This window comes from Bradyrhizobium sp. SZCCHNRI3052 (assembly GCF_032484895.1).
Taxonomy (GTDB): Bacteria; Pseudomonadota; Alphaproteobacteria; order Rhizobiales; family Xanthobacteraceae; genus Bradyrhizobium.
In genome coordinates, this window is sequence record NZ_JAUETW010000011.1 from 215,331 (window position 1) to 234,502 (window position 19,172).

14 protein-coding genes are annotated in these 19,172 nt (G+C 66.0%); 6 read left to right on the plus strand and 8 right to left on the minus strand.

What is annotated here, in order from left to right; genetic code table 11:
* Positions 1–87: 87 nt before the first annotated feature.
* A complete protein-coding gene (locus QW887_RS26475; RefSeq protein ID WP_316175050.1) occupies positions 88–240 on the minus strand; it encodes an aa3-type cytochrome c oxidase subunit IV in 153 nt (50 codons plus the stop codon).
* A gap of 206 nt (positions 241–446) precedes the next feature.
* A complete protein-coding gene (locus tag QW887_RS26480; RefSeq protein ID WP_316186041.1) occupies positions 447–2,429 on the minus strand; it encodes a M3 family oligoendopeptidase in 1,983 nt (660 codons plus the stop codon).
* Between the two features lie 120 nt (positions 2,430–2,549).
* Between QW887_RS26480 and QW887_RS26485 the strand changes: the two genes are divergently transcribed.
* From QW887_RS26485 to QW887_RS26495, 3 genes are all read left to right on the plus strand, one after another.
* Positions 2,550–4,043 (plus strand): sigma-54 dependent transcriptional regulator, encoded by a 1,494-nt coding sequence (locus tag QW887_RS26485; RefSeq protein ID WP_316186040.1) that lies wholly within the window; start codon positions 2,550–2,552, stop codon positions 4,041–4,043.
* A gap of 386 nt (positions 4,044–4,429) precedes the next feature.
* Positions 4,430–6,487 (plus strand): murein L,D-transpeptidase, encoded by a 2,058-nt coding sequence (locus QW887_RS26490; RefSeq protein ID WP_315826750.1) that lies wholly within the window; start codon positions 4,430–4,432, stop codon positions 6,485–6,487.
* A gap of 270 nt (positions 6,488–6,757) precedes the next feature.
* Positions 6,758–8,413, plus strand: a complete 1,656-nt coding sequence (locus QW887_RS26495; protein WP_316175051.1) for a DUF882 domain-containing protein — start codon at positions 6,758–6,760, stop codon at positions 8,411–8,413.
* 168 nt (positions 8,414–8,581) lie between these two features.
* On the opposite strand, the gene QW887_RS26500 is transcribed toward QW887_RS26495, so the two are convergent.
* Both QW887_RS26500 and QW887_RS26505 read right to left on the minus strand, forming a co-directional pair.
* Entirely contained in the window at positions 8,582–8,857 is a 276-nt protein-coding gene (locus QW887_RS26500) for a DUF2312 domain-containing protein (RefSeq protein WP_008961835.1), read from the minus strand.
* Positions 8,858–9,146: 289 nt separating this feature from the next.
* Positions 9,147–9,449, minus strand: coding sequence for a DUF1244 domain-containing protein (locus tag QW887_RS26505; protein ID WP_315717569.1), 303 nt, complete (start codon positions 9,447–9,449; stop codon positions 9,147–9,149).
* Between the two features lie 194 nt (positions 9,450–9,643).
* Here QW887_RS26505 and QW887_RS26510 point away from each other — a divergent pair, with 194 nt between their 5' ends.
* Both QW887_RS26510 and pyk read left to right on the plus strand, forming a co-directional pair.
* Positions 9,644–10,240, plus strand: coding sequence for a DUF1036 domain-containing protein (locus tag QW887_RS26510; RefSeq protein ID WP_315717570.1), 597 nt, complete (start codon positions 9,644–9,646; stop codon positions 10,238–10,240).
* Positions 10,237–11,673, plus strand: coding sequence for a pyruvate kinase (pyk, locus tag QW887_RS26515; protein WP_315717571.1), 1,437 nt, complete (start codon positions 10,237–10,239; stop codon positions 11,671–11,673). The genes QW887_RS26510 and pyk overlap by 4 nt, the downstream gene beginning before the upstream one ends.
* Positions 11,674–11,679: 6 nt before the next feature.
* Here the strand turns inward: pyk and QW887_RS26520 are convergent, their stop codons facing one another.
* The 3 genes from QW887_RS26520 to QW887_RS26530 all read right to left on the minus strand — a co-directional run bounded on the left by QW887_RS26520 (position 11,680) and on the right by QW887_RS26530 (position 15,477).
* A complete protein-coding gene (locus QW887_RS26520; protein WP_316175052.1) occupies positions 11,680–13,293 on the minus strand; it encodes a glycosyltransferase family 87 protein in 1,614 nt (537 codons plus the stop codon).
* Positions 13,294–13,418: 125 nt separating this feature from the next.
* The gene (locus QW887_RS26525) at positions 13,419–14,093 is read right to left on the minus strand and encodes a helix-turn-helix domain-containing protein (RefSeq protein ID WP_315717573.1); all 675 of its coding nucleotides are present in this window, start codon (positions 14,091–14,093) and stop codon (positions 13,419–13,421) included.
* A gap of 157 nt (positions 14,094–14,250) precedes the next feature.
* A complete protein-coding gene (locus QW887_RS26530) occupies positions 14,251–15,477 on the minus strand; it encodes a glycosyltransferase family 87 protein (RefSeq protein WP_316175053.1) in 1,227 nt (408 codons plus the stop codon).
* Between the two features lie 178 nt (positions 15,478–15,655).
* On the opposite strand from QW887_RS26530, the gene QW887_RS26535 reads away from it, so the two are divergent.
* On the plus strand, positions 15,656–16,861 hold the full coding sequence (locus tag QW887_RS26535) for an alpha/beta hydrolase family protein (protein ID WP_316166874.1): 1,206 nt from the start codon (positions 15,656–15,658) through the stop codon (positions 16,859–16,861).
* 205 nt (positions 16,862–17,066) lie between these two features.
* Here the strand turns inward: QW887_RS26535 and ftsH are convergent, their stop codons facing one another.
* Complete coding sequence (gene ftsH / locus QW887_RS26540) at positions 17,067–18,983, minus strand: ATP-dependent zinc metalloprotease FtsH (protein ID WP_315717576.1); 1,917 nt, start codon at positions 18,981–18,983, stop codon at positions 17,067–17,069.
* Positions 18,984–19,172: the final 189 nt, after the last annotated feature.

The window sequence follows — 19,172 nt, forward strand, 5'->3', positions numbered from 1 at the left end:
GGCTACAGCGTGACGCCTGGTCAGCAATCGGCTTCGGCAGTCAGCTGAAGGCCCGCCAGCGGGGATGCCGGCGGGCCAATCGCGACATTAAGCGAGGAAAATAGCCATCAAGATGACGATGAGAGCGACGCTGATCGTGCCGTACTTCACCAGCCTGATGAAGCCCTCGTAGGTGGCCTCATGCGCCAGATAGTCGTTGCCGTCAGCCGTCGAGTAGGCGATCTCGCCATGGTTTGCCATCGGGGTCCCCCAGAGAAAATATGCTTTGTTAAGGTCGCATACCCCAAAGCCGATGCAAGGGCAACGGCTGGCATGCAAGGCAGTTTTATCACCTTTTCCGATCGCCCTATTGGCAAGGCCAATTATCACGGATCCAGCGCGTCAGGCTGGTCTCGCTGACCTCGCCGGCGCGCCTCTTCGACCCGTTCAACACATGTTATACGCCCCTACCCCATCCGCTCCAGCTCGTCGATCATCCCGGCGATGACCGAGAGACCACCGTCCCAGAACCTGGGGTCCTTGGCGTCCAGGCCGAACGGGGCGAGCAGCTCCGAATAGTGCTTGGTGCCGCCGGCCGCGAGCATCGCCAGATAGCGCTCGGCGAACCCCTCGGCGGCATGCTCGTAGACGGCGTAGAGCGAGTTCACGAGGCAGTCCCCGAAGGCATAGGCGTAGACGTAGAACGGCGAATGGATGAAGTGCGGGATGTACATCCAGAAGTTCTCGTAACCCGGCTTGATCTCGATCGCCTCGCCGAGGCTCTCGGTCTGCACCGACAGCCAGATCTGTCCCAGCCGCTCCGCGGTCAGCTCGCCGTTCTTGCGCTCGGTGTGGACAGCACGCTCGAACGAATAGAACGCGATCTGCCGCACCACCGTGTTGATCATGTCCTCGACCTTGCCGGCGAGCAGCGCCTGGCGCTGCCTCGCGTCCTTGGTCTCGGACAGCAGGCGCCTGAAGGTCAGCATCTCGCCGAACACGCTCGCGGTCTCGGCCAGCGTCAGCGGCGTCGGCGCCATCAGCGCACCGTTCTTCGCTGCCAGCACCTGGTGCACGCCATGACCGAGCTCATGCGCGAGCGTCATGACGTCGCGCGGCTTGCCCTGGTAGTTCATCAGCACGTAGGGATGCGCCGAGGGCGTGGTCGGATGCGAGAACGCGCCCGGCGCCTTGCCCGGCCGCACCGGCGCATCGATCCAGCTCTGGTCGAAGAAGCGCTGGGCGATGTCGGCCATCTCGGGCGAGAAGCCGCGATACGCCGTCAGCACCATGTTCTTGGCCTCGGGCCAGGCGATGGTGGCATTGGCGGCGAAAGGCAGCGGCGCGTTGCGGTCCCAATGCGCGAGCTTCTTCTTTTTGAACCAGCGCGCCTTGAGCTGATAGTAGCGATGCGACAGCTTCGGATAGGCCGCGCGCACCGAGGCCACCAGCGCATCGACCACCTCGCGCTCGACGCGATTGTTGAGATGGCGCGAATCCGCAACGTCCTGGAAGCCGCGCCAGCGGTCGGAGATGTCCTTGTCCTTGGCGAGCGTATTGGTGATCAGCGCGAACGTTCGCTCATTGGCCTTGAAGGTCTTGGCCAGCGCCTCGGCGGCGGCCTTCCGCTTGGCGCCGTCACGGTCCTGCAGGAAATTCAGCGTCGGCTCGATCGCGAGCTCCTTGCCACCGACTGGAAACCGTAGACCGGCGATGGTCTGGTCGAACAGCCGGTTCCAAGCCGAATAGCCGGTCTGCGACTTCTCGTGGAACAGCTGCTCCACGCGATCCTCGAGCTGATACGGCTTGTCCTTGCGCAGATCCTCGATCCACGGCCGGTAGTGACCGAGCGCGGGCGTCTCCATCGCGCGCGCGATCACGGCGTCGTCGATGCGGTTGAGCTCGAGCGGAAAGAACAGCAGATGCGTCGACGCGGCCGTCAGGCGCTCCGAGATGTCCCCGTAGAATTTCGAGATCGCGGGATCGACGCTGTCGCCGGCATGCGCGAGACCCGCGAAGGAGCCGAGCCGTCCGGCGAGGTCGTCGATGGCCTCGTAGCGCCGCACGGCTTCTGCGAGCCATTCGCCACCGTCTTCGCGCGCCACATGCTCGGCAAGCTTGCCCTTGTAGTCGGTCTCAAACGCGACGCATTCGGCATCCATCTTCGCGAGATCGTGAGCGATCTCCGGCGCGTCGATGCCCATATAAAGATCGCCGAGATTCCATTCGGGCAGCGTCCCGATCCCCGTCTTGGCCGCGACCACCTTCTTCGCCGGCTTTGCAGACGATTTGGCCGTCGCGCCACGCTTGGTCTTGGCGGCTGCCTGCTTCGACGGAGTCTTGACGACGGACTTCTTGGCCGGCCTGGCCTTGGCAGTCTTTGACGCGGTTTTGGGCGGAGGAGCAGCTTTGGTCGGCTTGCGAAGGGCAGAAGAGGCGCGCGAGGTCATCGGATGGGTAACCTGTTGTTCGAACGTTTATCCCGATCAGCGAGGTTTAAGGTTGCGTTAATCGGCGTCGGCGAGAGTGCCCCGATTCGAGACAGATAGTCGTAGCGTGCAAGGAAAGCCATGGCTGCCAGCATTTTGATTGCCGATGATGATCCGGTCCAGCGCCGGCTGGTGGAGAACATGGTGCAGAAATGCGGCTACGAGGCGGTCGTCGTCGAGACCGGCGACGCCGTCATCGAGAAGCTGACGAATCCTGATGCCGGCCCCATCGACGCCATCGTGCTCGACCTCGTGATGCCCGGCCTCGACGGCATGGGCGTGCTCTCCAAGATGCGCGAGACGGGGATCTCGATACCCGTGATCGTGCAGACCGCGCATGGCGGCATCGACAACGTGGTCTCCGCGATGCGCGCCGGCGCGCAGGATTTCGTCGTCAAGCCGGTCGGCATCGAGCGGCTCCAGGTCTCCCTGCGCAATGCGCTCAATACCTCGGCCCTGAAGGGCGAATTGCAGCGCATCCGGCACAGCCGCGAGGGGCGCCTGACCTTCGCCGACATCATCACCCGCGCCGAGGCGATGGCGCCGATCCTGCGCATCGCGGAGAAGGCCGCGGCTTCGTCGATTCCCGTGCTGATCGAAGGCGAATCGGGCGTCGGCAAGGAGCTGTTCGCCCGCGCGATCCACGGCACCAGCGAGCGCAAGACGAAGCCGTTCGTCGCCGTCAATTGCGGCGCGATCCCGGACAATCTGGTGGAATCGATCCTGTTCGGCCACGAGAAGGGCGCATTCACCGGCGCGACCGAGCGTCACATGGGCAAGTTCGTCGAAGCCCATGGCGGCACGCTGTTCCTCGACGAGGTCTCGGAGCTGCCGCTCACCGCCCAGGTCAAGCTGCTGCGCGCCCTGCAGGAGGGCGCCGTGGAAGCCGTCGGCGGCCGCAAGCCGGTCAAGGTCGACGTGCGCATCATCTCGGCGACCAATCGCAGGCTGCTCGACCGCGTCAAGGAAGGCCACTTCCGCGAGGATCTCTTCTACCGGCTGCATGTGCTGCCGCTCACCGTTCCGCCGCTGCGCACCCGCCGCGAGGACATCCCGCATCTGTTGCGGCATTTCCTCGCGCGGTTTGCGGCTGAGGAGAACCGCGCCATTTCGGGCATCACCGGCGAGGCCGTCGCCTATCTGACCAAGCTCGACTGGCCCGGCAATATCCGCCAGCTGGAAAACGCGGTCTACCGCGCCGTCGTCATGGGCGAGAGCGACCAGCTCGGCGTTGCCGATTTTCCGCTGATTCCCACCCACGCGCCGCCGGTGGAGCCTGCGCCGGCCCTCACCGTGGAGCGGCCCGTTCCTCCCCTGCCTGCGATGGTGCCGGGGAGTGAAGTCCCCATTGCCCCCCTGCCCTCGCATGGGTTCCTGCCGCTGCTCACCGCAAGCGGCGAGGTGCGGCCGCTCGAGGAGATGGAGCATGAGATCATCCGTTTCGCCATCGCCCATTACCGCGGCCAGATGTCTGAGGTGGCGCGCCGCCTCAAAATCGGACGCTCGACGCTCTACCGCAAGCTCGACGAGGCCAATGGCGAGACGCCCGCGACGGAAAGCCCGCCGCTCGGCTGAGCCGCTCGGATCCTCACCATGGTCGCGCTCGGCTGTCGTCCGAAAAAGGCCGCAAGTCTTGGCAACACTGGAACATCTGAACCGTTGCCTTGCGGTGACAGACAAAGGAAATAACGCGTGGCACAAACGCACGATCGGTTTGGCCGGGGTTTCCCAAGAGTCAGTTTGTCGTGAGTTGTCCCGTGTGGCGCTGGCCGCAGAAGTGGGGCTTGAGTATCGTTTGGGCGTGAATCATTGCGTGCAGACGTGAACCATCCTCACCGGCGGTACCGACGCCGAAGCTGGCAGATCGACCTTGTTACACCTGTTCCAGCCGGGACAGATCATCCGAGGGATTGACGATGCGAGATTGTGTGACCACCCGTGGCGGATATGACCGCGTGCTCATGGCTGTCGCGGCGACCTTCCTCGCGGTGTCCTCGACCTCTGCTTTCGCCCAGAGCGATCCGCCCCGCAGCAGCGCGGCCGAGCTCGCCATCGATGCTGCGATCCCGTTCCCCGAGCCGGCCAACGTGCCGCCACCGACCGCCAGCGACTTCAAACTCGACACCACCGCCACCGTGTCGCCCGACCCGGCCAAGGCGCCGGAGACGACGACCAAGCCGCTCGACTCTGCCGCGGCGCCTGCGGCCGATCCCGCCAAGACCATCGCCACGCCGCCTGCAGCAGCCCCTGCGACCGCGACAGTCCCAGAGCCGGTCAAGGCCGCCAGCACCGTTCCCGCCGCCGATCAGCCGGTTGCCGACCGTCTGCGCGACCTGATGGCGACCAAGGCGACAAGGTATTTCGACCGCAAGGCCGAACGCGCCGCCGTCGAGAAATTCTACACCGGCCGCGACTACGCGCCGATCTGGACCCAGGGCGGCAACCTGACGGCCGCCGCGAAGGGCGTCATCGCCCGTCTCAAGGATGCAGCGGCCGATGGCCTCAATCCCGGCGACTATCCGGTGCCGGACTTCGCGGCCGCAGCCTCCGCACCGGACGCACTGGCGGAGGCCGATCTCAGGCTCACCGAGAGCATGATGGACTACGCCCGCCAGGCGCAGAGCGGCCGCATGCACTGGTCGCAGGTCTCGGCGGACATCCAGTATCCCGAGCACCCGATCGACCCGAACGAGGTGCTGGCCAACGTCACCGGCGCCAAGGACGCCTCCGCGGCGCTGGAGAGCTACAACCCGCCGCACCGGCTCTACAAGCTCTTGAAGGCCAAGCTTGCCGAGCTGCGCGGCGTCACCGACGGCGCGCCCGTCATCATCGACGAAGGCCAGCCGCTGAAATACACCCCGGCCCGCGGCAAGAATGCGCAGGAAGCCGAGGCGCAGATGTCCGACCCGCGCGTGCCCAAGCTGCGCGCCAAGCTCGGTCTCACCGAGAATGCCGACGACATCCGCTACGACGCCAAGGTCGCCGCCGCCGTCCGCAAGTTCCAGGAGAGTGTCGACCTCAAGCCGACCGGGGTGCTCGACGACCGCACCGTGAAGGCGCTGAACACGCCCAAGCGTGACAAGCAGATCGATACGGTCCTCGTCAACATGGAGCGCTGGCGCTGGTTGCCGCGCGACCTCGGCGCGCCTGCGATCGGCGACGCCTATGTGATCCTCAACATTCCCGACTACACGCTGAAGGTGATGCAACACGGCGCGCAGGTGTGGACCACCCGCGTGGTGACCGGCAAGCCCGGGCAGCATGCGACGCCGCTGCTCAGCGAGACGATGAAGTTCATCACGGTCAATCCGACCTGGAACGTGCCGCCGTCGATCATCTACAACGAGTATCTGCCGGCGCTGCAGCAGGACCCGACCGTGCTGGACCGCATGGGCCTGCGGCTGGAGCGCGCGCGCGACGGCTCGATCCACATCTCGCAGCCGCCGGGCGAGGCCAACGCGCTCGGCCGCATCCGCTTCAACTTCCCGAACAAGTTCCTGGTCTATCAGCACGACACGCCGGACAAGAACCTGTTCGCCCGTGACGAGCGCGCCTTCAGCCACGGCTGCATGCGCGTGCAGTATCCGGATCAGTACGCGTCGGTGCTGCTCAACATCACCATGCCGAACGAGCGCTACACGCCAGAGCGCATCCGCAGCATGTACGGCCGGAGCGAGATCGACCTGAAATTCCCGACGCCGATCCCGGTCAACATCACCTACCAGACCGCCTTCGTCGACGATGCCGGCAAGCTGCAATTCCGCAAGGACATCTATGGCCGCGACGCCACCATGATCGCGATCCTGAAGAACAACCGCGGCAAGGATCTCGAGAACGTCGTCGCCCACGCCCAACCCAGCTACGCGCGTCCGAAGGGGGCGCTGCCGAACTCGGTCAGCCTCAGCGACAACAGCTTCTCCTCCGGCCCGAACTTCTTCGAGCGTCTGTTCGGTGGCGGTGGCCCGCCGACGCCGCCGGCGCCGGTCGGCCGTCCTGCCCGGCGGGTCTTCACCCGCTGATCAGGCCGCCAATCACGGTCACAATTTCCGTTTGGAGATCAAAGGCCTCGCCGATCGGCGGGGCCTTTGCTTTAGGTTAACCACAAGGATCAACCAAGATTCGATGGCTCTTTTTCGCCACACTCAAGAGTATATGTTAAGGTAATTGGGGGGCGGGCCGGTCAGTATCCCTTAACCATCCCGCCTTAGGTAAGCGTTTCCTCTCTCTTCCGCCGGACGGGCCGCAAGAGGGTAATCGAGTAAACGCTCGTCGACGGGGTGGGCTGCATCTTGCTGTCTGTTTTCGCGCGCCAATCTGTTTCGCTCACGAGGGCGGGTTGGAAGGCTGGATGCCAATGCGGGCTGGCGGCGCTGCTGCTGCTCATCGGCGCCGGCTCGGTGCATGACGCAGCGGCGCTGAATGAAACCCACACCCTCTCCTTCCACCACACCCATTCCGGCGAGGACCTGACGGTCACCTTCAAGCGCGAGGGCCGCTATGACGAAGACGCGCTGAAGAAGCTCAATCACTTCCTCCGCGACTGGCGTACCCAGGACGAGACGGTCATGGACCGCCGCCTGTTCGACATCCTCTGGGAAGTCTATCGCGACGTCGACGCCAAGCAGCCGATCCAGATCATCTCGTCGTACCGGTCGCCCGCCACCAATTCGATGCTGCGCCGTCGCTCGGCGCATTCCGGTGTGGCGCGGCACAGCCAGCACATGCTGGGCCACGCGATGGATTTCTACATTCCCAACGTGCCGCTGGAGCAGATCCGCTTCGCCGGCCTGCGCCTGCAGCGCGGCGGTGTCGGCTTCTATCCGACCTCCGGCTCGCCTTTCGTGCACCTCGACACCGGCAACATCCGGCACTGGCCGCGGATGACGGCTGACCAGCTTGCCCGCGTCTTCCCGGACGGAAAGACCGTTCACGTGCCGAGCAACGGCGTTCCGCTCAAGGGCTATGAGCTGGCGAAGGCCGAGATCGAGAAACGCGGCAATGGCGATGACGCGTCGTCCAGCCGCCCCAACCTGTTTGCACGGCTGTTCCGCGGTCGTCCGAGCGAGGATGACGACGAGTCTGGCGAGAGCGAGAGCAAGGCCGACGCCAAGCCGGTCCAAACCGCGGCACTCGCCGCCAAGCCGGCTGACAAGAGCTCCGACAAGGACAGCCGGACCGCCGAGCGAGCGGTGGACAGCAAAGCCGCCACCGCGCGTGGCAAGATCGCCAATGCGCTGCAGTTGGCCTCCGCGGATGCGCAATCTGCCGCTCACCCCGTGGCGACCAGGCCCGAGACGAAGTCCGAAACGACGGGTGCTGTCGGCAGCAAATCCAGGGACGGCGCGCCGCAGAGCGTCGCCGACATCATCAATTCGCGCGGCTTCTGGGGTGACAATCCTGGGACGCCGAAGCAGGCAACCCCCGAGCAGGTTGCCGCGATCACGGCGCGCCGTGCGCTGTCGTCGATCGATCAGCAACAGACCGCGAGCCTGATGCAGGCCATGGCCTTCGCGCCCCCGGCCTCCTCTCCGCTCGATCGCGCCAATGCCGCCTCCACGACCGCCATCCCGGTGCGAAACTCCCGCCCGGCGACCCGCAGCGTCACGCCGGCGCCGGAGCCCGCCCCGGTGGCCGCGAAGAACGGGCAAGGTCAGGACGGCGCCATCACGATGGCGACGCGAATCTCCGCGGCCAAGGGCCCCGATTCGACCTGGATGCGGGCCATCATGCTGACGCCGAGCGCATCGTCATCGATGTCCGTGACGAAAATGGGCGAGGTCGACCTCACCGTGATGCGCAGCTATTTCGTCAAGCCGCAGGTCGCGCTGGCGATGAGCTTCGCCGCCGAGCCGACGCCGGGACTGAGCTATGACCAGTTCACAGGGCCGGCGATCATCAAGCTCGAAACCAAATCCTTCGCCATGCGCGCGGCAGCCTTGCGCTGACGCCGAGGCGGCCGGCTTCGTCGTTCTCCTCAGCATTGACGCGTTTGGAGTGCGGCGTCGATCGCCGCAGCACGCGCATGCCGCCGGCGCGCCGAGCCGAATCGCGAGAAAGCGAATGCCCCGTCAGGGGCCGGCGGAGGTCTCCTGCTGGTGAGCGAGGCCGGCTGCTCAGATCATTCCGAGCGCCTGCATATAGGTCTCGAGGATGCTTTCCTCTTCCTGGCGCTCGTTCGGGTCCTGCTTGCGCAGCCGGATGATCGTGCGCAGCGCCTTGACGTCGAAGCCATTGCCCTTGCTCTCGGCGTAGACGTCCTTGATGTCTTCGGAGATCGCCTTCTTCTCCTCCTCGAGACGCTCGATCCGCTCGATGATCGACTTGAGCTGGTCTACGGCAAAGCGGGTCGCGGGCGAGTCGTCGTCCTTCGCGGCGGCGGAGGTGGCCATCTGATACTCCTGAGTGGAACTCTGTGTCCAAGGAAGGCGCCAAAGGGCGCTGCGTGTTCGCCGCGACCCTCAAATCTGGCGTGCCCTGCGTCAAGGCGACATCGACCTCATCCACAGAGCGCCCACATCTTGTTGGCCTGCGCAGCGTCAAGCCCGCGCAAGCCGCCCGCGCCACTTGTGTTTCGTCGCCATCGCGCGCAGCACCCGATTCGCCGTTCGAAGCCCCTGCCAAGTCTGGACTCGCGCGCGCAGGGCAACACAGCGCATCTCCTGCGCGCTCGTTCCGGATTCAGTGGCCCGGATGCGCCTTCTTGAACGCTTCGTGCTGCTCGGCGCTCGCCTCGCGCTGGTACTTCGCCTTCCATTGCTCGTAGGGCATGCCATAGACCGCCTCGCGGCTCTCGTCCCTGGTCATTGGTGCCCCCTGGGCGTCGGCGGCGTCCTTCAGCCAGTTGGAGAGGCAGTTGCGGCAGAAGCCTGCCAGATTCATCAGATCGATGTTCTGAACGTCGGTTCTGGTCCGCAGATGCTCGACAAGCCGGCGAAAGGCGGCGGCTTCGAGCTCGGTCCGGGTGGTGCTGTCCATCGTCATCTCTTTGTTCCCTGTTCCGCGCCGTGACGGATGTCTGCTATATAATGAGGCTTCGTCGCAGATTTGGCCATATCGCAGCACCGTCAGGAGGAGCGAGGCGCTGGATCGCAGCGGCTTCGCACGAGATCGTCATGACGTTGACAGCCGCAGCCAAGCCCAGCGACATCGTTCAACGGTTGATATAGCGTCGCGCAATGATCCCGAAAATCTCCTCTCTCTTGCATCGCAATCCCTTCCGCCCCGGTTACGGACTGCTTTCGCTGCTTGGGTTGGCCGCGCTCTGTCTGTGGTCGTCCCCGGCGGCCGCCGATTTTCGGCTCTGCAACAACACCTCCAGCCGGGTCGGGATCGCCCTCGGCTACAAGGACGCCGAAGGCTGGACCACGGAAGGCTGGTGGAACGTGTCGTCACGCAGCTGCGAGACGCTGCTCAAGGGCACGCTGGTGGCGCGCTATTATTACATCTATGCGCTGGACTATGACCGCGGCGGTGAATGGTCGGGACAGGCCTTCATGTGCTCGCGTGACAAGGAATTCACCATCAAGGGCACCGACAATTGCCTGGCCCGAGGCTTCGACCGCACCGGCTTCTTCGAGGTCGACACCGGCGACCAGCGTGCCTGGACCGTGCAGCTCACCGAGGCCAATGAGCAGCCGGCGCAGCAGCGCGTTCCAGGTATCCCGGGCACGCTCGGGCCCGGAGGCAACGTCCCCGGTCTGCCGAATGGGCCGCAGGGCACGCCGCCGGCGGCCGCGCCGGCCCTGCCGCCAGGGCAAGCACCCAAGCCATGAGGCGGCTGCGACGCATCAAGATCCTCGCCACGCTCGGTCCCGCCTCGTCGGACAGCACGATGATTCGCAAGCTGTTCGAGGCCGGAGCCGACATCTTCAGGATCAACATGAGCCACACCTCGCACGACAAGCTGCGGGAGCTGGTGGCCACGATCCGCAGCGTGGAGGCGAGCTACGGCCGCCCGATCGGCATTCTGGTCGACCTCCAGGGCCCGAAGCTCAGGCTCGGCACCTTCGCCGAGGGGCCGGTTCAGCTCAACAACGGCCAGAGCTTCGTGCTCGATTCGGACAAGACGCCGGGCGATGTGACGCGGGTCCACCTGCCGCATCCGGAAATCCTGGCCGCCCTGCAGCCGGGACATGCGCTGCTGCTGGATGACGGCAAGGTGAGGCTGATCGCCGAGGAGACCTCGCCGACCCGCGCCGTCACCCGGGTCGTGATCGGCGGCAGGATGTCCGACCGCAAGGGCGTGAGCCTGCCGGACACCGACCTGCCGGTCTCGGCGATGACGCCGAAGGACCGCGCCGACCTCGATGCAGCCTTGAACATCGGCATCGACTGGATCGCGCTATCCTTCGTGCAGCGCGCCGACGACGTGCTGGAAGCCAAGAAGATCATCCGCGGCCGCGCCGCGGTGATGTCCAAGATCGAGAAGCCGCAGGCGATCGACCGGCTCAACGACATCATCGATGTCTCCGATGCCTTGATGGTGGCGCGCGGCGATCTCGGCGTCGAGCTGCCGCTGGAGCGCGTGCCCGGACTGCAGAAGCAGATGACCCGGCTGGCGCGCCGCGCCGGCAAGCCGGTGGTGGTGGCGACGCAGATGCTGGAATCGATGATCCAGTCGCCGGTGCCGACCCGCGCCGAGGTCTCCGACGTCGCCACCGCCGTCTATGAAGGCGCCGACGCCATCATGCTGTCGGCCGAGTCGGCCGCCGGCAAATACCCGGTCGAGGCGGTCTCGACCATGAACCGCATTGGCGAGGAGGTCGAGCGCGACGTGGTCTATCGCTCGGTGATCGCGGCGCAGCGTCCCGAGCCGGAATCGACCGCGGGCGATGCGATCGCCGAGGCCGCGCGGCGGATCGCGGAAAATCTCGATCTTCCTACGATCATCTGCTGGACCTCGTCCGGCTCCACCGCCATCCGTGTCGCGCGCGAGCGGCCGAAGCCGCCGGTGGTCGCGATCACGCCCAATCTGGCGACCGGGCGCCGCTTGTCGGTCGTCTGGGGCGTGCACTGCGTGGTGGCCGAGGACGCGCGCGACCAGGACGACATGGTCGAGCGCGCCGGCTCGATCGCGTTCCGCGACGGCTTCGTCCGCGCCGGGCAGCGCGTCATCATCGTCGCCGGCGTGCCGCTCGGCACGCCCGGCACCACGAACATGGTGCGGATCGCCTATGTCGGGCCGTCGAGCGACGCCCATATCTGAGACGACCTACTGGATCGTATCGATCGCGCCCAATCCGGCCGTGGACGGGGGCTTGAGCCGCGCGATCACCGGACAGGCCTCGATGGCAATGCCGGCGGCGCCAGGAATGCGCTCGCAGCCACGCGACGCATCGATCTGGAGGTCGTAGTCGGCGAGCACCTCGAGCCGCGGCGGGTTGTCGGCCGGGCTTCTGGACAGATACAGCGCCCATACGCCTCCCGGCAGCGGGTTGGCGAGGCCGTTGCGAACCCGGCGGTCCAGCACGCCGCCAGGCACGATCGGCACCACGAGCTCGGACAACTGATAGACGCGCGAGCCCTGTGGCAGGAACGACGTGACGTAGCCGAGCGGCTTCTGCAGCAGCAGGAATGTCGCCGGACGCTGCAGGTTGGCCGCGAGCTGCGGCCGATAGGGGTCCGACCACGACCGCCGCATCCAGTCGGTCGGCTGCGACGCCAGCGCGATGCCGAGCGCGGCCATCACCGTGACGGCCTGCGTCGTCCGCCGCGATGGTGACGCGACCGGCCCAGCGTCTGCACGCCAAGTATCGACCAGACGGATGAGCAGCAGCACGATCAGCGGCGCCGACAACAGCTCGAGCGGCATCAGATAGCGCTGGATCGAGAAGGCCAGCATCCACAGGACGTAGCTGAGCCAGAAGAAGATCAGGAGGCGCCGCTCGCGCAGCGGCAGCACTTCACGCCGCTGCCACAGGCCGGTGACGATCAGCGCGATGAGCAGCACGATCACGACGGCGAAACGCGGATCGCGGAACGGCCATTCCGACGAGGGATGCTTGCCGATCACCCAGTAGAACGGATAGGCGAGCGCATCGAGCACGCCGGACGGCATGAAGCGCGTATCGGCGATCGAGATCTGCGGCGCTTCGGGCGAGCGGAAGACCGTGTTGTAGAATGGAAACAGCGGGCTGCCGTAGTCGCGCGCCATCTTCAGCGCCCACGGCCCCGCGGTCACGATCGCGCCGGCCGCACTGCCGGCCCCGAACGCGACGATCGCGCGCCACGGCCGCGCCACCAGCAGCAGCGACACGCCCGCTCCGATCAGAAACGTCGCATTGGTGAGCTTCAATCCCGTGGCCGCGCCGATCAGCAGGCCCGCGGCGGCGAAACGGCGGCCGCGCGCGTCATCCTCCCCGAAGATCAGCGCGATGCCGGCGAGGATCGGAATGGTCGTGAGAATGTCGGCGAAGCTGGTGCCGACCTCGGACAGCGCCATCGGACTGAGGGCGGCGATGATGAGCGCGGCGCCGAGCGTGGACGCGTCAGCCGCGCGCCCGAGCAGCACGCGCGCGACCCAATAGACCAGCGCGAGATTGAGGCCGTGCAGCGCGCCCAGCGCGACGCCCCACCACGGCGCCTCGAGCCCGTGGCGGACCGCGTAAGGCAGCAGGTAGATCAGCGGATTGAGGAAGTTCTGAAAACCGCCGGGCGCCACATCGACATCGAAGCGGCCATGCAGCAGCGCGAAGCCGGCATAGTCGTGATAGTTCTGCCAGTCCCAGTTGATATCCTCGCCGGCGAGATACGCATAGACGGCGCCGGCGGCGGCCGATCCGGCGATGACGAGGCGCGTCGCCAGAGGGTTGCGTGCAATCGACATCGTCCGAGGAGACACCTGGAGTGAGGCAAGGGCGGCCTCTCGCAGCGCGCCAGCCCCCACCATCGCCGCGACGGGTGAATCCTTGCTTAAGCGCGGCCTTGCCCGACAGGCACGGGTGACGCGGACTACGCGCCGACCAGGCTCCTGACCGGCAGCACGGCCTGCACGACGAGACCGCGCGCACGCGCATCCATGACGCCGACCGCGCGCAGCGCCAGCAGGGTGACCGCCTGAACAGTGTCACGGAGTTTGGCAGGGTCGTCGGGATTCTCGGTCGCCAGCGGCCCCACCAGCGCCTCGTGCAGCGCGCCGAGCAGCGCGGTCGCGGCCAACTGGGTGTCCTGCGCCGGAAGGTGGCCGGCACGGACGGCCGCGTCGATCCGCGAGGCGATCTCGCCGACGATCTCGCGGCGGCTCGCGATCCGTGACGCAGTCACGTCGACGTCGACCGGCTCGGCCAGGATGCCCCAGGCGAGCTTGCGCTGCGACAGGATGTGCACAGCCACCGTGGAAACCGCGGCAGCCAGGGCTGAGGACGGACCGGGCGCCGCATCGGCGGCGCGCCGCACGGCAGCGAGCTCGTCGCGCGAGACTTCCGCGATCAGCTCCGAGATCAGATCGGCCTTGGAAGGAAAGTAGCGATAGACGGTGCCGGCTGCGACATTGGCCCGGATCGCCACCGGGGCGATCTGGACGGCCGACATGCCGCCTTCCGCGGCGGTTTCGCGCGCGGCTGCCAGAATCGCACTGCGGCGGGCCGCCAGCCGCTTCACGACCTGATGGGTTCGCCGATAGACCATGGCGTTTCTCGTCCCGGACGCGCTCGTCCAGGGCACCCGGCGAACGCTGGTTCAGTGTTTTTGGAGGATCGACCTCACAAATGGCTGGGAAGAACTGAACACTTGTTCACGCGATAAGACAAGAGAAATCATGACCCTGTGCCGCGTGATCGATACGTCAGGCGTGCGCGAGCGCCATGCCGGCGGGCGCCGGCTGCCGACGCCACCACGAGCCGGCGCGCGCCAGCACCAAGCCGGCCATGATCAGATTGGCGGCGAGCCCAAGCGGAATCCCGGACAGCATGAACGTGATCTGAAGCGCCGCGATGCCGCCGAGCGCGGGCAGCTCGTAGCGGCGAAAGCCCTCGGCGAGGCCGATCCGCACCAGCCACGCCACGGCGATGGCCTGAACCATCATGTCGTACATGAACAGATAAGGCGTCGTCAGCAGCAGTCCGACGGCCAGCGCGGCCGCCTTCAGAGCATAGCGCACGGGGCTGCGCCACAGCATCACCAGCACGATCGCAACGGCCGCGGTCAGCACCCATTGGAAGGTCCAGCCGAGCGCTTCCGAGCCGCCGAAATAGCGTACCAGCGAAAACAGACTCTGCAGCTTCCACCAGGTCGCCTTGCCCTCGGTCAGGAACGCCTGCGAGAACATCGGCAGCCAATGGAAGAAGGCCTGCCAACTCTCCAACCCGAAGGCGAGCCATGACAGCAGCGCCAGCACGATGGCGGTGACGCTCGCAGAGATGAAGGCTGTCCAGCGCTGGGTGGCGATCAGCACGATCGGGAAGAGCAGGCCATATTGCGGCTTGTAGGTCAGCAGGCCGAGACAGATCCCCGCCAGCACCGGCCGCACCGGCAGCAGATAGAGTGTGCCGCCGACGAGCGCGGCGGTGAGGCATCCGTTCTGCCCGACCAGAGCGTTCGAGAACAGGGCCGGAAAGCCGGCTGCGAGCAGCAGGCCGAAGCCGCGGCCGACGATCGCGCGCATCGCGAGCGCATAGGGAACGAAGCTGGCATAGACCCAGCCGACAAAGGCGAGCGTGTAGGGAAACTGCGCCAGGAACTCCGCGACGAACAGGAATGGCGGCGGGTAGTGCCAGGCGAAGTAGCCCGGAAAATCCTGCCGCAGCAGAGCGAGCTCGACCTGGCGCTGCACGTCCCAGTCCCAGGCCAGGGCCGGATGTCCCTGCAGCGCGAGCTTGCCGGCCGCCCAGACATTGACGAAGTCCGTGGGAATGCCGAGCCCGGCCTGGTCCCAGATCCAGGTGCCCGACCACAGTCCGGCCGGGAAGAACGAGGCGTTGATGCAGGCGAGCGCAAAGCAGGCCGCGAACAGGCCGAGCGGAACGTCACGACGCTGCGATGGGATCGCGGCGGCATCAGGATTGTCGGCCATCTGGACCTCGCCCCGCGCTGCATGGATGCATTCCCGATCGAGACATAGGCGCGGACGCTTGAAGAAGGCTTAAGCGCGGGCAACGGCGCGCGACCACGGGCGCCGCACCGATTGTTTACTCGTAATCTGTATCGCAGGGGTCCGAATGCAACCAACGGCGGCAGGCCGGGGAGATCCCATGTTCGTTTATCGCGCTCTCATCGCCCTGCTCGTTTGCATGATCTGGCCGGTAACCAGCCGCGCCCAGGACAAGGGTCCTATCCATGTCTCCTCCGACGTCAGCTATGAATATCTGGCCCGCTGGGACGTCGCCCGGCTGAACACCATCCTCACCGTCGACACGTCGAAATTCGCGGGCGTTTCGGTGACCTACACCCCGGCCCGCAACGCCGTCCGGCTCTATCGCGTCACCTATGCGTCCGTCATCCCCGAGCGCGGCAACAAGCCGATCACGGCGAGCGGCCTGCTCGCGGTGCCCGAGACCGGCGAGACCAGCCTGCCGATGGTGTCCTATCAGCACGGCACGGTGTACGGGAAGCAGGAGGTGCCGTCGTTTCCGGAGCAGTCGCCCGAGACCCAGCTGATGATCGCGCAGTTCGCGGGGCAAGGCTATCTGCTGATCGGCGCCGACTATTTCGGAATGGGCATCTCGACCGAGCCAGAAGGCTACATGGTGAAGGCCAGCCATCAGCAGGCCACCTACGACATGCTGCGGGCGAGCCGCGCCGTGCTCGACCAGATGAAGCTGACGAGCGCCAGGCTCGACATCGCCGGCTGGTCGCAAGGCGGCTTCGTGACCATGGCCTTTCTCGAGAAGCTCGAAAGCGCCGGCGTGCCGGTGACGGCGGCGGCGACCGCGAGCGCCCCTGTCGACGTGTCCGTGGCGCTCAACGGCTTCCTCAGCTTCCCGCGCAAGAACGACGCCGCCTGGGTCAATTCGCTGTTCATCCTGTCGGCGTTCGCGTTCGAGAACTACTATGCGGTGCCGGGGCTGGCGCGCTCGGTGATCAGCGACAGCTACTACGATGTGGCGCGCAAGGCCTATGAGCGCGAGCCCTTCAACGTCGCCGACGTCCCGACCGATCTGCACAAGCTGCTCAAGCCCGACTATTTCGATGCGGAGTATTTCGCGGCGTCGGCCTACGGCCGCCTGGTCGCGCAGACGCAGGCCTATCGCTGGATCATCAAGACGCCGGTGCGCAACTATTACGGTGAGACCGACGAGGCGATCTCGACCGGTCTCGGCCGCCTGGCGATGACCTACCAGCAGGCGATCGGGGCCGGTAACAGCAAGGTCGAGGCGGTGTCGACCGGGCCGACCAGCCATCGCGGCACGTTCGCGACCGCCGTCCCGCAGTGGAAGGCCTGGTTCGACAAGCCGTGATGCGCGCGGCGCCGCTGGATGCGGTCCGCGGCAACCCCGTCAACACACGGACTTCTCCCACGCTCATAACCTGCGGTTCGGACCACCGCCGGCACCGATCTCCAAGCAAACAAAAGGCCCGGCTGCAAGCCGGGCCTGTCGTTTCTCTTAATCTTCCGGATCAGACGGGCTGACCGCCGGATGTCCGTTGCATATCAACCCTGGCTCACGCCTGAGGCTGCGGCTCCAGGCCCGGATCGGGCCGCGGCCGCGGCTTGCCGGCCGGCGGCACGGCCGACGCCCGTGGCGTCGACGGCTCGATCGCCGATTCGCGGTTCGGCTTCTTGCCCTTCAGGAGGTCGTTGATCTCCTCGCCGGTCAGCGTCTCGTATTCGAGCAGCGCCTGGGCGATCGCTTCCCAATCGTCGCGCTTCTCGGTGATGATGCGGCGCGCCTCCTGCTCGCCGGCCTCGATCAGGCCGCGAATTTCGGAGTCGATCAGGCGGGCGGTATCGTCGGAGATGTTGGTCGAGCGCGCCACCGAATGGCCCAGGAACACCTCCTGCTCATTGCTCTGGTAGCGGACGCGGCCGAGCTTGTCGGACATGCCCCATTCCATCACCATCGCACGAGCGAGGTTGGTGGCCTGCTGGATGTCGCCGGTGGCGCCGTTGGTCACCTTCTCCGGACCGAACTTCTGCACCTCGGCCTCGCGGCCGCCGAACATCATCGCAAGCTTCGAGACGCACCACTCACGGGTATGCGAGTGACGGTCGGCCTCGGGCAGCGACTGCACCATGCCGAGCGCGCGGCCGCGCGGAATGATGGTCGCCTTGTGGATCGGGTCGTGGCTCGGGACGTTGAGGCCGACGATCGCATGTCCCGCCTCGTGATAGGCGGTCAGCATCTTCTCTTCCTCGGTCATGACCATCGAGCGGCGCTCGGCGCCCATCAGCACCTTGTCCTTGGCCTCCTCGAACTCGGACTGCGTTACCATCCGCTTGTTGCGGCGAGCGGCGGTCAGAGCAGCCTCGTTGACGAGGTTCATCAGGTCGGCGCCGGAGAAGCCGGGGGTGCCGCGGGCGATGGTCTTGAGGTTGACGTCCGGCGCCAGCGGCACCTTGCGGACGTGAACCTTGAGGATCTGCTCGCGGCCGATGATGTCGGGGTTCGAGACAACGACCTGGCGGTCGAAGCGGCCGGGACGCATCAGCGCCGGATCGAGCACGTCGGGCCGGTTGGTGGCCGCGATCAGGATCACGCCCTCATTGGCCTCGAAGCCGTCCATCTCGACCAGCAGCTGGTTGAGGGTCTGCTCGCGCTCGTCATTGCCGCCGCCGAGACCGGCGCCGCGATGACGACCGACAGCGTCGATCTCGTCGATGAAGATGATGCAGGGCGCGTTCTTCTTGGCCTGCTCGAACATGTCGCGGACGCGGCTGGCGCCGACGCCGACGAACATCTCGACGAAGTCAGAACCCGAAATGGTGAAGAACGGCACGTTGGCTTCGCCAGCGACGGCGCGCGCGATCAGCGTCTTGCCGGTGCCGGGAGGGCCGACCAGCAGCACGCCGCGCGGGATGCGGCCGCCGAGCCGCTGGAATTTGCCGGGATCGCGCAGGAATTCGACGATCTCCTGCAGGTCCTGCTTGGCCTCGTCGACGCCCGCGACATCCTCGAACGTCACCCGGCCATGCGCCTCGGTCAGCATCTTGGCGCGCGACTTGCCGAAGCCCATCGCCTTGCCGGCGCCGCCCTGCATCTGCCGGGAGAGGAAGATCCAGACGCCGATCAGCGCGATGAAGGGCAGCCACGACACCAGCAGCGACACGAACCACGGCACGTTGTCGCCGGGCGGCTTGGCCTGGATGTTGACCTTGGCGTCGTACAGGCGCTTCACGAGGTTCGGATCGCTCGGCGCGTAGGTCTGGAACGACGAGCCGTTCTTGAAGGTGCCGTGAATCTCCGGCCCCTGGATCACGACGTCGCGCACATTGCCCTGATCGACCTCGGTCAACAGCTGCGAGAAGTTGATGTCGGTCGACGACGCGCGTTGCCCCGGGTTCTGGAAGAGTGTGAACAGCGCCAACAGCAACAGGACAATAATGACCCAAAGGGCGAAATTGCGCAGATTGGCGTTCATCGATTTTCCTTCGTGGTCGCGCGGATCGCGGCCGTTCGTCCTCGGACTCATCCCTGGGTAGCCACGAGGGAATCCCCCGGTCGACCATCTCGTAATCTAGGTACCACTCGCCGCAATGCCAAGGGAACTAGAAAGGACTATTTATCGCATCCTAGCCCGATTCCCGCTCAAAAAATGGCGCGGGAAAGC

Coding starts and splice junctions, on each gene's coding strand:
- QW887_RS26475 (WP_316175050.1), bottom strand. CDS start 240: ATGGCAAACCATGGCGAGATCGCCTACTCGACGGCTGACGGCAACGAC.
- QW887_RS26480 (WP_316186041.1), bottom strand. CDS start 2,429: ATGACCTCGCGCGCCTCTTCTGCCCTTCGCAAGCCGACCAAAGCTGCT.
- QW887_RS26485 (WP_316186040.1), top strand. CDS start 2,550: ATGGCTGCCAGCATTTTGATTGCCGATGATGATCCGGTCCAGCGCCGG.
- QW887_RS26490 (WP_315826750.1), top strand. CDS start 4,430: ATGGCTGTCGCGGCGACCTTCCTCGCGGTGTCCTCGACCTCTGCTTTC.
- QW887_RS26500 (WP_008961835.1), bottom strand. CDS start 8,857: ATGGCCACCTCCGCCGCCGCGAAGGACGACGACTCGCCCGCGACCCGC.
- QW887_RS26505 (WP_315717569.1), bottom strand. CDS start 9,449: ATGACGATGGACAGCACCACCCGGACCGAGCTCGAAGCCGCCGCCTTT.
- QW887_RS26510 (WP_315717570.1), top strand. CDS start 9,644: ATGATCCCGAAAATCTCCTCTCTCTTGCATCGCAATCCCTTCCGCCCC.
- pyk (WP_315717571.1), top strand. CDS start 10,237: ATGAGGCGGCTGCGACGCATCAAGATCCTCGCCACGCTCGGTCCCGCC.
- QW887_RS26520 (WP_316175052.1), bottom strand. CDS start 13,293: ATGTCGATTGCACGCAACCCTCTGGCGACGCGCCTCGTCATCGCCGGA.
- QW887_RS26525 (WP_315717573.1), bottom strand. CDS start 14,093: ATGGTCTATCGGCGAACCCATCAGGTCGTGAAGCGGCTGGCGGCCCGC.
- QW887_RS26530 (WP_316175053.1), bottom strand. CDS start 15,477: ATGGCCGACAATCCTGATGCCGCCGCGATCCCATCGCAGCGTCGTGAC.
- QW887_RS26535 (WP_316166874.1), top strand. CDS start 15,656: ATGTTCGTTTATCGCGCTCTCATCGCCCTGCTCGTTTGCATGATCTGG.
- ftsH (WP_315717576.1), bottom strand. CDS start 18,983: ATGAACGCCAATCTGCGCAATTTCGCCCTTTGGGTCATTATTGTCCTG.